Origin of the sequence: uncultured Campylobacter sp. (genome assembly GCF_963517995.1) — a bacterium.
In the GTDB taxonomy this organism is placed as follows: domain Bacteria; phylum Campylobacterota; class Campylobacteria; order Campylobacterales; family Campylobacteraceae; genus Campylobacter_A.
In genome coordinates this window covers 22,789-35,580 of sequence record NZ_CAUQHQ010000012.1, presented here as the reverse complement: position 1 = coordinate 35,580, position 12,792 = coordinate 22,789, and the positions used below count along the sequence as shown (strand labels likewise).

14 protein-coding genes are annotated in these 12,792 nt (G+C 44.3%); 9 read left to right on the top strand and 5 right to left on the bottom strand.

Features of this window, described 5'->3' with window-relative positions:
* Positions 1-595 (top strand): Smr/MutS family protein (locus RYL88_RS02670; RefSeq protein ID WP_314988849.1); only part of this gene is annotated, 595 nt, incomplete at its 5' end.
* 459 nt (positions 596-1,054) lie between these two features.
* On the top strand, positions 1,055-2,977 hold the full coding sequence (locus RYL88_RS02665; RefSeq protein ID WP_314988848.1) for a bifunctional diguanylate cyclase/phosphodiesterase: 1,923 nt from the start codon (positions 1,055-1,057) through the stop codon (positions 2,975-2,977).
* A gap of 796 nt (positions 2,978-3,773) precedes the next feature.
* On the opposite strand, the gene hisG is transcribed toward RYL88_RS02665, so the two are convergent.
* From hisG to RYL88_RS02640, 5 genes are read right to left on the bottom strand one after another with little or no spacing between them, the layout of a single operon-like run.
* Positions 3,774-4,382, bottom strand: coding sequence for an ATP phosphoribosyltransferase (gene hisG, locus RYL88_RS02660; protein WP_314988847.1), 609 nt, complete (start codon positions 4,380-4,382; stop codon positions 3,774-3,776).
* A complete protein-coding gene (locus tag RYL88_RS02655; RefSeq protein ID WP_314988846.1) occupies positions 4,376-5,005 on the bottom strand; it encodes a type III pantothenate kinase in 630 nt (209 codons plus the stop codon). The genes hisG and RYL88_RS02655 overlap by 7 nt, the downstream gene beginning before the upstream one ends.
* Positions 4,992-5,324: a hypothetical protein gene (locus tag RYL88_RS02650; protein WP_314988845.1), complete on the bottom strand. Its 333-nt coding sequence runs from the start codon at positions 5,322-5,324 to the stop codon at positions 4,992-4,994. The genes RYL88_RS02655 and RYL88_RS02650 overlap by 14 nt, the downstream gene beginning before the upstream one ends.
* Positions 5,321-6,331 carry an L-seryl-tRNA selenium transferase gene (locus tag RYL88_RS02645; protein ID WP_314988844.1) on the bottom strand — a complete coding sequence of 337 codons (1,011 nt, stop codon included), beginning with the start codon at positions 6,329-6,331 and terminating at the stop codon, positions 5,321-5,323. The genes RYL88_RS02650 and RYL88_RS02645 overlap by 4 nt, the downstream gene beginning before the upstream one ends.
* Positions 6,328-6,894 (bottom strand): hypothetical protein, encoded by a 567-nt coding sequence (locus RYL88_RS02640; protein ID WP_314988843.1) that lies wholly within the window; start codon positions 6,892-6,894, stop codon positions 6,328-6,330. The genes RYL88_RS02645 and RYL88_RS02640 overlap by 4 nt, the downstream gene beginning before the upstream one ends.
* Before the next feature lie 125 nt (positions 6,895-7,019).
* Here RYL88_RS02640 and gatC point away from each other — a divergent pair, with 125 nt between their 5' ends.
* From gatC to RYL88_RS02605, 7 genes are read left to right on the top strand one after another with little or no spacing between them, the layout of a single operon-like run.
* The gene (gene gatC, locus RYL88_RS02635; protein ID WP_314988842.1) at positions 7,020-7,307 is read left to right on the top strand and encodes an Asp-tRNA(Asn)/Glu-tRNA(Gln) amidotransferase subunit GatC; all 288 of its coding nucleotides are present in this window, start codon (positions 7,020-7,022) and stop codon (positions 7,305-7,307) included.
* An 11-nt stretch (positions 7,308-7,318) separates the two neighbouring features.
* Entirely contained in the window at positions 7,319-8,434 is a 1,116-nt protein-coding gene (locus tag RYL88_RS02630; protein WP_314389975.1) for a type IV pilus twitching motility protein PilT, read from the top strand.
* Complete coding sequence (locus RYL88_RS02625; RefSeq protein WP_314389977.1) at positions 8,434-9,015, top strand: CvpA family protein; 582 nt, start codon at positions 8,434-8,436, stop codon at positions 9,013-9,015. Before RYL88_RS02630 ends, RYL88_RS02625 begins: the two co-directional genes overlap by 1 nt.
* Positions 9,016-9,024: 9 nt before the next feature.
* Positions 9,025-9,498 carry a Fur family transcriptional regulator gene (locus RYL88_RS02620; protein WP_314389979.1) on the top strand — a complete coding sequence of 158 codons (474 nt, stop codon included), beginning with the start codon at positions 9,025-9,027 and terminating at the stop codon, positions 9,496-9,498.
* Positions 9,498-11,000, top strand: coding sequence for a lysine--tRNA ligase (gene lysS / locus RYL88_RS02615; protein WP_314988850.1), 1,503 nt, complete (start codon positions 9,498-9,500; stop codon positions 10,998-11,000). The genes RYL88_RS02620 and lysS overlap by 1 nt, the downstream gene beginning before the upstream one ends.
* The gene (locus RYL88_RS02610; RefSeq protein ID WP_314988841.1) at positions 11,000-12,244 is read left to right on the top strand and encodes a serine hydroxymethyltransferase; all 1,245 of its coding nucleotides are present in this window, start codon (positions 11,000-11,002) and stop codon (positions 12,242-12,244) included. Before lysS ends, RYL88_RS02610 begins: the two co-directional genes overlap by 1 nt.
* Entirely contained in the window at positions 12,244-12,786 is a 543-nt protein-coding gene (locus RYL88_RS02605; RefSeq protein ID WP_314988840.1) for a DUF1882 domain-containing protein, read from the top strand. The genes RYL88_RS02610 and RYL88_RS02605 overlap by 1 nt, the downstream gene beginning before the upstream one ends.
* Positions 12,787-12,792: the final 6 nt, after the last annotated feature.

Sequence of the window (12,792 nt, the reverse complement as noted above, 5' to 3'; positions counted from 1 at the left end):
GCACGAGGTTATAACGCGGCTAGAGCGGGAGTATTTTAAGGCGATAAACGAGGCTAGACGGGCGATAAATCTAGACGACACCAAAGAAAAACAGCGCGCCCTAAACCGCGCGAACGAGGCCAAACGCGCCGTGCAAAAGCCCGAAATCTCCGCCCCGCCTAAGCTAAAAGTCGGCGACCGCGTAAAATACGGCAAGATAAAGGGCGTCGTTGCAAGCCTCGGTAAAAACGACGCCGTGATACAAACCGATAACGTGAGTATGCGCGTACCGATAAATCAGCTAAAAATCAGCGGCGAAACGCCCGCGCCGCCGAAAAAATCAGGCATAAATCTAAGCGTGCAAAAGCCGCAAAACGCTAGCGTCACGCTCGATCTACACGGACTGCGCGCGGACGAGGCGGTGCAAAAACTGGATAAATTTATCTCAGATAGCCTAGTGATGGGCTTTGACGAGGTGCAGGTGTATCACGGCATCGGTACGGGCAAGCTCGCCTACGCAGTCAAAAACTTCTTGCGCGAACATCCGAGCGTGAAGGAGTTTTTCGACGCGCCGGCGGGGCAGGGGGGATTTGGAGCGCAGATAGTGCGATTGTGAGTTCGGAGATTGGCGGCTTGTCTCGCGAGCGCTTTTCCGAGATTTCGCAAAATTTTCGCTCCGCAGGCTATATGCCTAGCGCACGCTCAATTTTGCTTCAAAACTCGAAAAATCATCTCGCGATACTTTGCCTTATCGTTTTACGCTCAAATTTGAAGTCAAATTTACAAATTTTAATTTCAAATTTTACTCGCCGAGACCCGTACCCTGAAAATGTCAAATTTAAGCATATTTATGCATTTTGTAGTTTCGGAGCTTTAAAATTTAGCGACGGCGCCTAGTCGCCTAAATCTTGCAAAAAAAAGAGCGACGAAAAATCAGCCGTCCGCATAGTTGTTTTACTGCGTCCGTTTTCTTCTTTGCTTTTTTGCCGCGCAAATTATTTTTATAAATTTTGGCTTTAATGATTAACTTAAATAAATAATGATAAAATGGCGATAAAATTACAAAAGAAGGTCGATGCAAAATTTAGAATCTAAGAGCAAGGCAACTCGCTACCTCGTTTTACCTATCGTCGTGCTTGTGATATGTTCGTGTATAGCCGTTTGTTTTATATTTTATAATAAATTTCAAGACTCCGTTAATTACCCTTCAAACATCGGTATGGACGCTAAAGCCGAAGCATATATGAACGTAGTAGAAATGATTTATAAACAAGTAGCCAAGCGCGACATAAACGAGTTTCAAAGGTACGCCGAAGCGGCTAATTCTGTACCTGCTTGGATATTTAAGCAAACCGGAGACAAAAACGAACTTACGGTGCTTGCCAGCTCGCAGCATCCTAATTTAATAGGCGAAATTTTGCCCTATAAATTTTGCGATATGGACTCTAGGGCGCATACGGATTTGGAACAAAAAGGCGTTTATAAGCGCATTCGTCTGATTGCGGATAATAAGGCCGAGGTTTGCTATTTTAAAAAAACTGATGGCGTGATACTGGGCTACGATATGGTTCACGCAGTAAAAATTTCAGGCTTTGACGACCCGCGTTTTTTTACTTGGCTTGCCGTAAATATGAAAAATACCGTTTTAGTTACCCTTATTATGATGCTTATTTGCGTGTTTCAGTATTGGCTTTTTTTTAGAAATATCAAAAACAGTCAAATTTCGCTAATGAAAACCAACGCTAGGCTACTAGCCAATAACTCCGAGATGCAAAAGCGCCTATATAGCGACGCGCTCACGGGGCTACCTAACAAAACGGCTTTAGAGCGCGACGTAGCGACTATGAAGAGTCCTAAGATCGTAGTCGTGGATATAGACGAGTTTAGAAAGATGAATAACTACTTCGGCGCCGAGGCTTGCGATCAAATTTTACTTAAAATGGCGCAAATAGCTAGAAAATTCGCAAAGGATAACGACATGGCGGCTTACCGCGTGGGGCCTGACCAGTTTGCTCTAGTCGAAAACGCCGATTATTTTATAGATAGATACGAGGATTTAGCAAGCGAGCTTTTAGAGAGTATAAAAGGGCTGGTCATAGACGTGTCTAAAGACGGCGGCGAGCAAATCGAGATAGAGATTTACTGCACGGTAGGCTTTGCGCTAGATGAGACCGATACGTTTAAAAAGGCGATGACGGCGCTTGAGTTTGCAAAGCAAAGCGGCAAGGATTTCTTTTGCTACTTTAAAAATATCGACGATACTCCTCAATACGCCGAACAAATCAAGCGATCAAATATGATACGAAACGCCATAATAAACGATAAAATCGTGCCGTTTTATCAACCGATATTTGACAAAGACGGCAAAGTGTTAAAATACGAAACGCTAATCCGTATCCAAAATAGCTCTGAAATCATCTCGCCGAGCGTTTTTTTAGAAGTTTCAAAGCGCATCAAGCGCTACACCGATATCGAAAAAATGCTAATCGAAAAGAGCTTTAAGCTAATCAAAGACAAGCCTAGCGCCATCATCTCGGTAAATTTATCCGGACGAGATATGACCGACGGCGACGTGAGCGCGTTTATCATCGAGAGGCTCAACAGATACAAGATCGCCTCAAGGGTGATATTTGAGATACTAGAGGATGAAAATATAGAAAATATCGAGCGTATCGGCGCATTTATCGAACGCGTGCGAAGGATGGGCGCAAAGATCGCCATAGATGATTTCGGCTCGGGCTATAGCAACTTCTCCTATATCCTAAAGCTAAAGCCAGATTACATCAAAATAGACGGCTCGATCATCAAAAATATAGACTCTAGCGAGGATTCTCGGGCGATAGCTAGCGCGATCATAGCCTTTGCTAATCAGCTAGACATCACTGTCATAGCCGAGTTCGTCCACTCAAAAGAGGTGTTTGATACCTGCGTGCGTCTGGGCGTGGACGAATTTCAGGGCTTTTATCTAGGCGAACCGCGAGATAGCCTGCTGGAGTAGTGAGGCGGATAAAACGCCGTCCTATGTGACTCAATTTGCTCGCGCCTACGCCGCCCGTATCAGCTAAAATCCGTAAAGACGGCGGCTTAAGAGCGCTTAGCAAAACCGCTCTGATTAAGAGATTTTAAAACGGGAGCTTGAAAAGCCGCTTTTATTCTCAAGGGTGCCGTGTAAATTTATACGAGTTTTTATCACACTTACTTTAAGTTTTTATTCATTTAAATTCTCGCCGATTTTTGCTTATTTTTAAGACATAATTTATACTTTCGGTAAAAATTTATAGGATAATCCGCCTTTCTTTATCGCTAGGCCTTATTGCTTCGTCGTCGTTCGTATTTGCTTGGGGCCTTATTTGACGAAGTTCGTAAATCGTTTGTTCCGTTTTTCTCCACCGTTTGCGTAGTCTTTAAGGTACCGCCCGCTTTTATCGCCTTAGTCGTTTCTCTTAGATGATATTTTAGCGCAATGCCTTTGTCTATTATCGGTACGTATTTTAAAGCGGTTTGGCACGCGGCGTTTATAAAAGCGGCTCTGCTAACTTCGCAAAATAGCGAGCTTGCTTTTTTAAAGGTCGCGGGTTTGATAAATTTGCTATTTGGCGCGGATAAATCGAGGCTAAATTTATCTTTGAAAAGCTTTGATTATGCGTGCGAACCAATGCCGCGTATCTTTTGGCTTACTCGCTCTAACTTAAATTTTACGCTACGAATCTGTGACGGATTGGGGCTTGGGCGTTTTTCGTTTATAACCTAACGGAGGCTTATCTAAATTTGATCGTGCAGTAGATATTTTTAGCCTAAATTTGCGCTTTGATCTTTTCGTAAAGCGATAAAATTTCGTCTTTTTTGATGATAAAGCTATTTTTGTTTGCGATGAGGTACGCCGAGCTTTGCATGATGGTCTGGGCGACTTTTAGTCCGTTTTGTTTCATAGTGGTGCCCGTTTCCACTACGTCTACGATAGCATCGGCAAGGCCAACTAGCGGCGCTAGCTCGATCGAGCCGTATAGCTTGATGATCTTTAGCGCGGTAGCCTTTGCGGCGAAATAGTTGCGCGAGATGTGCGGCATTTTGGTGGCGATTTTTAGCTCGGGCGCGTTTAAATTTAGATCCTCGCCCTCTTTGACGCCCACGCAGACGCGGCATTTGCCGATCTTTAGATCAAGCAGGCGCAAGACGTCCGGACGATGCTCCTCAAGTACATCAAGACCTACCACGCCGATATCCGCAGCACCGTTTACGACGTAGGTCGGGATGTCTTGGTTGCGAACCATTAGAAATTTAAAATCGCCCTCGCTCATCAGCAGTTTTCTATCCTCAAATTCAAACGAGCTATTAAAAATTTTCCTAAAAATCTCAAGCGTTTCGTCGGCGATGCGGCCTTTGGGTAAAGCAACCGTTAGCATAAAATGTCCTTTTTTTGTTCGATTAATTTTTGCATCCCGCGAAAAACGAGCATACGGTCGTAGATGCTGTCGGTAAAAAAGCGCGATAAAAACTCACCGTCGCCGCCCGTGAAGTAGATTTTCGAGCCGTTTGCCATATTTTCGATGAGAAGTAAAATTGGTTTTATGATGCCGTAGCTTACCGCGTCGGCCGTTTTTTGCGGGAGCGCGTCGAGGTCGATTTGCGAATTTAGCGAGATTTTAAGCCTGGGCGAGATCGCTTCGCAAGCTTTTAAAAGGTGCGAGATACCTGGCATTATCGCGCCGCCAAGATGCATCGAGTTCATCATTACGTCCATAGTTATGGCGCTGCCGGCATCGATGATGAGGCCGTTTTTTACGGCGTGGCAGCTAGCGACTCGGTCGATACCTAGGCCGCTATAGATAGTATCTAGCTCGAAATACGGCTCTAAATTTACAAATTTAGGTAAACTGCGAAGTCTTTGGGTCATCTCGTCGTTTACGCTGATGAAATAAATCCTCTCGTCGCTTTTAAAATCTTTAAAATTTTCGAGCTTGATTTTGGTGATTTTGCCGTCTTCAAAAAAGGTGGCGTTAGTGTTGCCTACGTCACATAGAGTCATATTTGTAGCCGTTTTCTTTCATCAAATTTGCGGTTTTTGAGCAGATATCCGATCTATAAAAAATAGCCTTTTTCTTAAAATTTATGCCCGTTTGCTCGACGATTTTGCTAGCTATTTCATCAATCGCTTCAAATTCTTTGCTCAAAAATCTAGCCTTTGCGCTGCGAAAAAATAAAAGCGTATAAAAGCCCTTCATATCGACGCCCGTAAGCGCGGCAAGGGTCTTTTTTTTGGTAAATTTATCAAGCTGCGTCCAGCTTAAATTTTTTAAAACAATCTTTTTAGCTTCCAGAACTTGATAAATTTCTTGCTTCGTCATTTAAGCTCTAGGCTGTAATCGTCGTAATAAAATTCTTTTGAGCCGGCGAAAATTTGGCTCTCGACCTCGTCTGAAAGCTCGTAAATTTTAGCGTTGTCAAGCGCTAAATCGGTCTTGATTAGATAACCCGTTTTTTCCATTATATAAAGCGAGCCGTTATAAACGGTGGCGCTTGAAAAGATGGCGAATTTAAAATACGCGTCTTTAATTTTTTTCAAATTTAGGTCGCTAAGCACGATTTTGCCGTCCTTTAGTAGGATATATACGTGTTCGCCGTTTATGACTACGTCTTTGATCTCGCCGTTAAAATAAACCGTTTTTTCCGGATTTATCGAGACGATACGCTTGCCGGTGGCGGCTATCATCGTGTCGTTTACGACGTTTAGAGATATTACGTTGTTAAAAAACTGCTCGCTACTAACGATTACGTCGCGTAAAATTCGGCCTTGGCTTTTATCTACGATCATGATCTTGCCGTCAAGCGTAGGGAAAATGACGAGCGAGCTCATAAATAACGGCGCCGCGACGCGGGAGTCTTGCGCATAGACGTTTGAGCTCTCAAACTCGAGCAAAACCTCGTTTGTCGAGATATCGATGAGATATATGACGTTACTCGCGGTTAAAGCAGCGAGCTTGTCGCCCTCAAGAGCGGCCGATACGACGGCTTGATCAAAGCTTCTTTGAAATAAAATTTCGTTGGAGCTATTTTCGACGATCAAATTTCCGTTTAAATCCGAGCTGATAAATTTACCGTCGCCGTAGTTTAACAAGGTCGAGCCCTTTGGCAGCTTTATCTCCGGCGCAAGTAGGCCGCTTTTGGTTATAACCATGCCGTTTTTTAGCACCGCTCCGTTTAGGCTTGCTGTCGCGATGCTAGAAGGCAGCCTGTTTTCCGAGATTTTTTCGTTTTGCACGTCGGTCGGTTCGAAATATTGCCTTTTCGTGCTGCATCCGCCGAGTACGGCCGCGCACAAAACGGCGGCTAAAATAGTCTGAAATTTTTTCATTTTGCTTTTCCTTGGTAGTGTTCTAAATTTTTGACGAGATCTTGGAGCTGTGAATTTAATGGGATTTTCTTAAATTCGTTTTTGGCTTCGTCGATTTTATCTTCTTTTAATAGCTCGTAGCCGTTAATCGCGGCTCTATACGAGCTTAAAATTTGACCGCTAGGCTCGTTTAATTGGGATTTTACGATATCTTTTAAAAGCGGATCGATCTGCTCGTTTGCTAGCGATTTTAACGCGTTCGTGTCGTTGTTATCGACGGCGACTTTAAATTCGTAAAGCGCGTAAAGAGAGGCGTCTTTTTGCTTTAGCTCGGCTTTTGCTTGCTCGTCTTTTGGGTTAAGTATTAGCTTAGCATAGGCGGCGTTTGCGGCTTTGAAATCTTTTTCTTTTAAGGCATCGTTTACGTAGTATCCGATCGCGCCGATCGCGCCTAAAATGACCGCGGTTATGATAAATTTGCTATATTTTTTAAAAAATCTTTCGCTTTTTATCATATTTTCTAAAAATTGTTCTTGAGTATTTAGCTCTTCTTTTATGGAGTTGATATCGTCTTTGATAGCCAAGCTTTTTCCTTAAAATTTTAGATATTGAAAGTTCGTAATTGTAGCATAATAATTATAAAACACCATAAAAATCAAGACAAAATGTGCTATAATGCGAGAAAATTTAAAAATTTAAACGAGGTTTTATGCAAATAGACGACACTCTGCTGGCTAAGCTTGAAAAGCTCAGCTCGCTTAAAATAGGCGAAGAGAAGCGAAAAGAGATTGAAAATCAACTTAGCGAGATTTTAAATTTCGTAGACATACTAGACGAGCTGGATTTAAGCGACGTGGGGGCGGTCGTAAGCTCCATAGACGGCGGAACTCCGCTAAGAGAAGACGTAAGCGTAAGCTCGGACGTGATAGAAATGATACTAAAAAATGCTCCTATGAGTAGCGAGCATTTTTTCGTCGTACCGAAAATAATCGAATAAGGAAAATATAAATGGAAGAAATAAAACAGGAGGGCGTAGGCGACGCGCTCGAGCCTAAAAAAATAGACGTAAGCCTAGAAACGCTTCTAAAAACTGTCGTACATAATAAGGCGAGCGACTTGCACTTAGTTTCAAAAAGCGAACCGCAAATTCGCATAGACGGAACATTAAGACCGCTTGAGCTGGGAGTTTTGAGCGGACACGATATACAAGATATATGCTACGCTTTGATAACCGATACTCAAAAAAGCGAGCTTGAGGAGAATAAGGAGCTTGACTTTGCGATAGAGCTTCCGGGCGTAGGCCGCTTCAGAGGCAACTACTACTACACCTCAAACGGAGACCTGGCTGCGGCGTTTCGTATAATCCCTACCGACATACCTTCTCTTGATGATTTGAGAGCCCCGGGCGTTTTTAAAGAGGTCGTAAAGCGCGAAAAGGGCATGATACTGGTTACCGGACCGACCGGTAGCGGTAAATCCACCACTCTTGCCGCGATGTTAAACGAGATAAATTTAAGCCATAGAAAACATATCCTAACCATCGAAGATCCCGTAGAGTTCGTGCATACGAATAAAAAAGCGCTTTTTTCTCAAAGAAACGTCGGTACGGATACCCACTCATACGCTAAGGCTCTAAAAAGCGCGCTTCGCGAAGACCCCGATATCATCTTGGTGGGCGAGCTGCGCGATAGAGAGACGATATCTACGGCTATTACGGCGGCTGAGACCGGACACTTGGTTTTTGGAACTTTGCACACGAACTCTGCCATCCAGACTATCAACCGTATCATAGATAGCTTTGAAGGCGGCGAGCAGCTTCAAGTGCGAAATATGCTCTCGGTTTCTCTAACGGCGGTTATATCGCAAAGCTTGCTTCCTAAGACTAGCGGCGGACGAATCGCGATCCATGAAATTTTGATAAATAACAACGCTATCGCAAACCTCATACGCGAAAATAAAGTGCATCAAATTTACTCTCAAATGCAGCTAAATCAGCAAGTAACCGGCATGATAACTCAAACTCAGTCCCTAATGAAAGCACTCAGAGCAAATCAAATAAGCAAAGAAATGGCAATGAGATACTCAACCAACCAGCAAGAGTTGGGACCGCTACTGGGGATGTGATGGAGTTTGTTACGCTATTTGACGTGGTCGTAGTCTCGCTTGTGCTGATACTAGGCATAAAGGGCGTGATAAGCGGTCTTATTAAGGAGATATTCGGGCTTGTGGGGCTTATCGGCGGTATCGTGGTAGCTAGTAGATTTGCGGCAAAAGCCGGACAAATCATCAGCGACAAAGTCTATAAGCTAGACGGGGATACGGTAGTGTTTTTTGCCGGGTTTTTATCAACGCTCATCGTTTTTTGGGTCGTTTGCTTGGGCATAGGCGCATTTTTATCAAAACTAGTCGGTCTAAGCGGACTTGGGTTTTTAGATAAACTAGGCGGCTTTGTCGTGGGTAGCGCTAAAATTTTCCTAGTTTTTGCGGTACTAATAGTAACCGTATCCAATATTCAGGTGCTAAACAATAAGATTGAGCCGTATTTTGCCGGAAGCAAACTATACCCCGTGCTGCTAGAGACCGGTAAATGGATAATGAACGTAGACGTAAAGGCGATAGCCGGCGGCGTGGGTAATATCGAGACGCCTTTTGACGCCGCCAAACAAGAGCATAAACCGAATTTAGAGCTAAATTCGACGATTTAAGGAGCAAAGATGACTATCGAAAATTTAGAATACGACGCCCTTCTTGAAAAATTCAAAAAAATTTTAAGAGATAACGGGTTAAAATACACGCAGCAACGCGAAGTTTTATTAAAAACGCTTTATAATAACGACGAGCATTTTACTCCGGAGAGACTATATTTTTTCATTAAAGAGACATATCCCGACTTAAACGTCGGTATCGCGACCGTTTATAGAACGCTAAATTTACTCGAGGAAGCCGAGATGGTAACCTCTATTAGCTTCGGCTCGCAAGGGAAAAAATTCGAGCTTGCCACCAAACCTCACCACGACCACATGATATGCCGCAGATGCGGAACAATCATAGAGTTTGAAGATCAAACGATCGAAAAAAGACAATCCAGCATAGCAAAAGAACACGGCTTTAAGCTAACCGGGCACATGATGCAGCTTTACGGAGTATGCAAGGAGTGTACCGCCAAAGAGGCAAAGGGCGGCAAGTGATATTTGAAAATCAACTGGAAATCCAAAGGCTAGAGACCGCAAACGAGCTACGAAACGCGGGCGTAAATCCCTATCCGCACTTTTTGCGCCGCGATATGGATATAGCTAAATTTAGGCTCAAATTTAAACATATTATAGACACCGAAGAAAAGAGTGCCGAGGGGCAGTCAGTAAGCCTAGCCGGACGCGTTAAGCTCATCAGGGATGCGGGCAAGGCGATATTTGCCAACATCGAAGATGAGGACGGCAATCTTCAAATTTATTTTAGCAACAAGACGCTTGATCCGGATTGGTTTAAGGTCGTAAAGAAAAATATCGAAGTAGGCGACATCATATATGTACGCGGATATGCCTTTGTCACGCGAACGGGCGAATTTTCCATGCACGTTAGCGAACTAACTTTAGCGTCTAAGGCCATTTCGCCGCTTCCGGAGAAATTTCACGGGCTAACGGACATCGAGACTAGATACCGCCAGAGATACCTTGATATGATAATGAACCCAGAGGTTAGGGCTGATTTTAAGCGCCGCTCGGTTATCGTTAGCACGATTCGCAGATTTTTCGAGGATAAGGGCTTTTTAGAGGTTGAGACTCCGATGATGCACCCGATCCCCGGCGGAGCTAACGCTAAGCCTTTTGTCACGTTTCACAACGCGCTTGGCGTGGAGAGATTTTTACGCATCGCACCCGAGCTTTATCTAAAGCGCCTCATCGTTGGCGGCTTTGACGCTGTTTATGAGATGAACAGAAATTTTCGCAACGAAGGCATGGACTTAACGCACAATCCAGAATTTACCAGCATTGAGTTCTATTGGGCATGGCATACTTATCATGATTTAATGGGGCTAACCGAGGAGCTATTTAGCGTGCTTCTTGATAAACTCGATATGCCTAAAATAATCGAATTTGACGGTATGCAGATTGATTTTAGCAAGCCGTTTAAACGCATAAGCTACAAAAAAGCGCTCGTAGAAATCGGCGGACTAGACGAGTCGATCATCGGCGATAAGGATAAAATTTTAGCTAAGCTCAAGGCTGACGGCTTTGAGGCAAACGCTAAACTTGATTTGGGGCATTTGCAGGCCGAGCTTTTCGACAACTATGTAGAGAGCAAGCTAATCGATCCGACCTTTATCATCGACTATCCGATTTCTATTAGCCCGCTTTCTCGCAGAAGCGACGCAAACCCTGATATAGCCGAGAGATTTGAGCTATTTATCGCAGGACGCGAGCTGGCTAACGGCTTTAACGAGTTAAACGATCCAATTGATCAATACGGCCGCTTCGCTTCGCAAATCGAAGCCAAAAACGCCGGCGATGACGAAGCTCACGAGATGGATGAGGACTACGTGAGGGCTCTTGGCTACGCGATGCCGCCTACTGCGGGTCAGGGTATCGGCATAGATAGGCTCGTGATGCTACTGACTAATAAAAAATCCATCCGCGACGTGGTGCTTTTCCCTGCGATGAGACCGCAAAAAAACGAAACCAAGGAGAATTAATGAGTTTGCAAAGTTACGATAAAGAAATTTTTGATTTAGTAAATTTAGAACTAAAACGCCAGTGCGACCACCTCGAGATGATCGCGAGCGAAAATTTTACCTATCCCGAAGTAATGGAAGTAATGGGCTCCATTCTAACTAATAAATACGCAGAAGGCTATCCAGGCAAACGCTACTACGGCGGCTGCGAATACGTCGATCAGATCGAGCAGCTAGCGATTGATCGCTGCAAAGAGCTTTTTGGCTGCGAATTTGCAAACGTACAGCCAAACTCAGGCTCGCAGGCAAACCAAGGCGTTTACGGTGCACTTTTAAATCCCGGTGATAAAATTTTAGGCATGGATCTAAGCCACGGCGGACACCTAACTCACGGCGCAAAAGTAAGCAGCTCGGGTAAAATTTATCAGAGCTTTTTTTACGGCGTAGAGCTTGACGGACGCATAAACTACGATAAGGTAATGGAAATCGCGCAAATCGTAAAGCCAAAGATGATCGTGTGCGGCGCTAGCGCATATACGCGCGAGATCGAATTTAAGAAATTCCGCGAGATCGCCGATGCAGTAGGCGCTATACTCTTTGCCGACGTGGCGCATATAGCGGGTCTAGTCGTAGCCGGCGAGCATCAGAGTCCATTTCCGTACTGCGACGTGGTTAGCTCGACTACGCACAAGACCCTTCGCGGACCTCGAGGCGGTATCATTATGACAAACAACGAAGAGTACGCTAAAAAGATAAATTCGTCTATATTCCCCGGCATTCAGGGCGGACCGCTAGTTCACGTTATCGCGGCAAAGGCGGTAGGCTTTAAGCATAACCTTTCGCCTGAATGGAAAATTTACGCCAAGCAAGTCAAGGCAAATATCAAAAAACTAGCCGAAATTTTAGTAAAACGCGGCTTTGATCTAGTTAGCGGCGGCACCGATAACCATCTAGTTTTAATGAGCTTTTTAAACCGTGAATTTAGCGGTAAAGACGCCGATATCGCTCTTGGAAATGCCGGCATAACCGTAAATAAAAATACCGTTCCTGGAGAAACTAGAAGTCCGTTTATCACGAGCGGTATCCGCATTGGAAGTCCGGCGCTTACGGCTCGCGGTATGAAAGAGGCGGAATTTGAGATCATCGCAAATAAAATCGCCAACGTGCTAAGCGATATCAATAATGCCGAGCTTCAAAGCAGGGTAAAAGCCGAGCTAAAAGAGCTTGCGAGCAAATTTATCATCTACGATAAGGCGACTTATTAATGCAGAGCATAGACACCGCGCTAATCAAAATGAACACGAGCCACTACTGGATCAAACGCGATAATATCGTAAGCAAGATCGAGTATAAAGGGCGGACGTTTTTTAATAAATTTGAGCTAATAAACGAGCCTCTAAGCTATCACGTGATAAAAGATCACGACGAGGGCAAAATCACGGTTGCGCACTCGCTGATACTGCTTGGCGACAAGGTCGAAAATATCGTCTTTGACTACAACGGTAGGATGCCTGAGCGCTTTTGGCACCGAGCTCAGCTTTTGCTCCGCGAGGAGGGGTTTATAAATTTTACCGCCTACGAGAGCAAGACGCCGGGGCATTTGCACCTCTACGTGCATAAGGGCCACACGACGCTAAACGAGGGCTATCAGATCGCAAATAAGCTATCTATGCTGCTTAGTTCGCGCTTGGTTAAAGAGTGGAGAGTGTTTCCGACGATGGAGCTACCGAAAGAATTTAATATCTTGACGTTGCCGTATAAGGTCTATCAAAAAGAGCGCGGCGCAAGCTGGTCAAAACATATGTAAGGAGAA

What these genes read in the sequence shown, in the direction of transcription:
- RYL88_RS02665 (WP_314988848.1), top strand. Translation starts at nt 1,055, where the DNA reads ATGCAAAATTTAGAATCTAAGAGCAAGGCAACTCGCTACCTCGTTTTA.
- hisG (WP_314988847.1), bottom strand. Translation starts at nt 4,382, where the DNA reads ATGCTAACGGTTGCTTTACCCAAAGGCCGCATCGCCGACGAAACGCTT.
- RYL88_RS02655 (WP_314988846.1), bottom strand. Translation starts at nt 5,005, where the DNA reads ATGACTCTATGTGACGTAGGCAACACTAACGCCACCTTTTTTGAAGAC.
- RYL88_RS02650 (WP_314988845.1), bottom strand. Translation starts at nt 5,324, where the DNA reads ATGACGAAGCAAGAAATTTATCAAGTTCTGGAAGCTAAAAAGATTGTT.
- RYL88_RS02645 (WP_314988844.1), bottom strand. Translation starts at nt 6,331, where the DNA reads ATGAAAAAATTTCAGACTATTTTAGCCGCCGTTTTGTGCGCGGCCGTA.
- gatC (WP_314988842.1), top strand. Translation starts at nt 7,020, where the DNA reads ATGCAAATAGACGACACTCTGCTGGCTAAGCTTGAAAAGCTCAGCTCG.
- RYL88_RS02630 (WP_314389975.1), top strand. Translation starts at nt 7,319, where the DNA reads ATGGAAGAAATAAAACAGGAGGGCGTAGGCGACGCGCTCGAGCCTAAA.
- RYL88_RS02625 (WP_314389977.1), top strand. Translation starts at nt 8,434, where the DNA reads ATGGAGTTTGTTACGCTATTTGACGTGGTCGTAGTCTCGCTTGTGCTG.
- RYL88_RS02620 (WP_314389979.1), top strand. Translation starts at nt 9,025, where the DNA reads ATGACTATCGAAAATTTAGAATACGACGCCCTTCTTGAAAAATTCAAA.
- RYL88_RS02610 (WP_314988841.1), top strand. Translation starts at nt 11,000, where the DNA reads ATGAGTTTGCAAAGTTACGATAAAGAAATTTTTGATTTAGTAAATTTA.
- RYL88_RS02605 (WP_314988840.1), top strand. Translation starts at nt 12,244, where the DNA reads ATGCAGAGCATAGACACCGCGCTAATCAAAATGAACACGAGCCACTAC.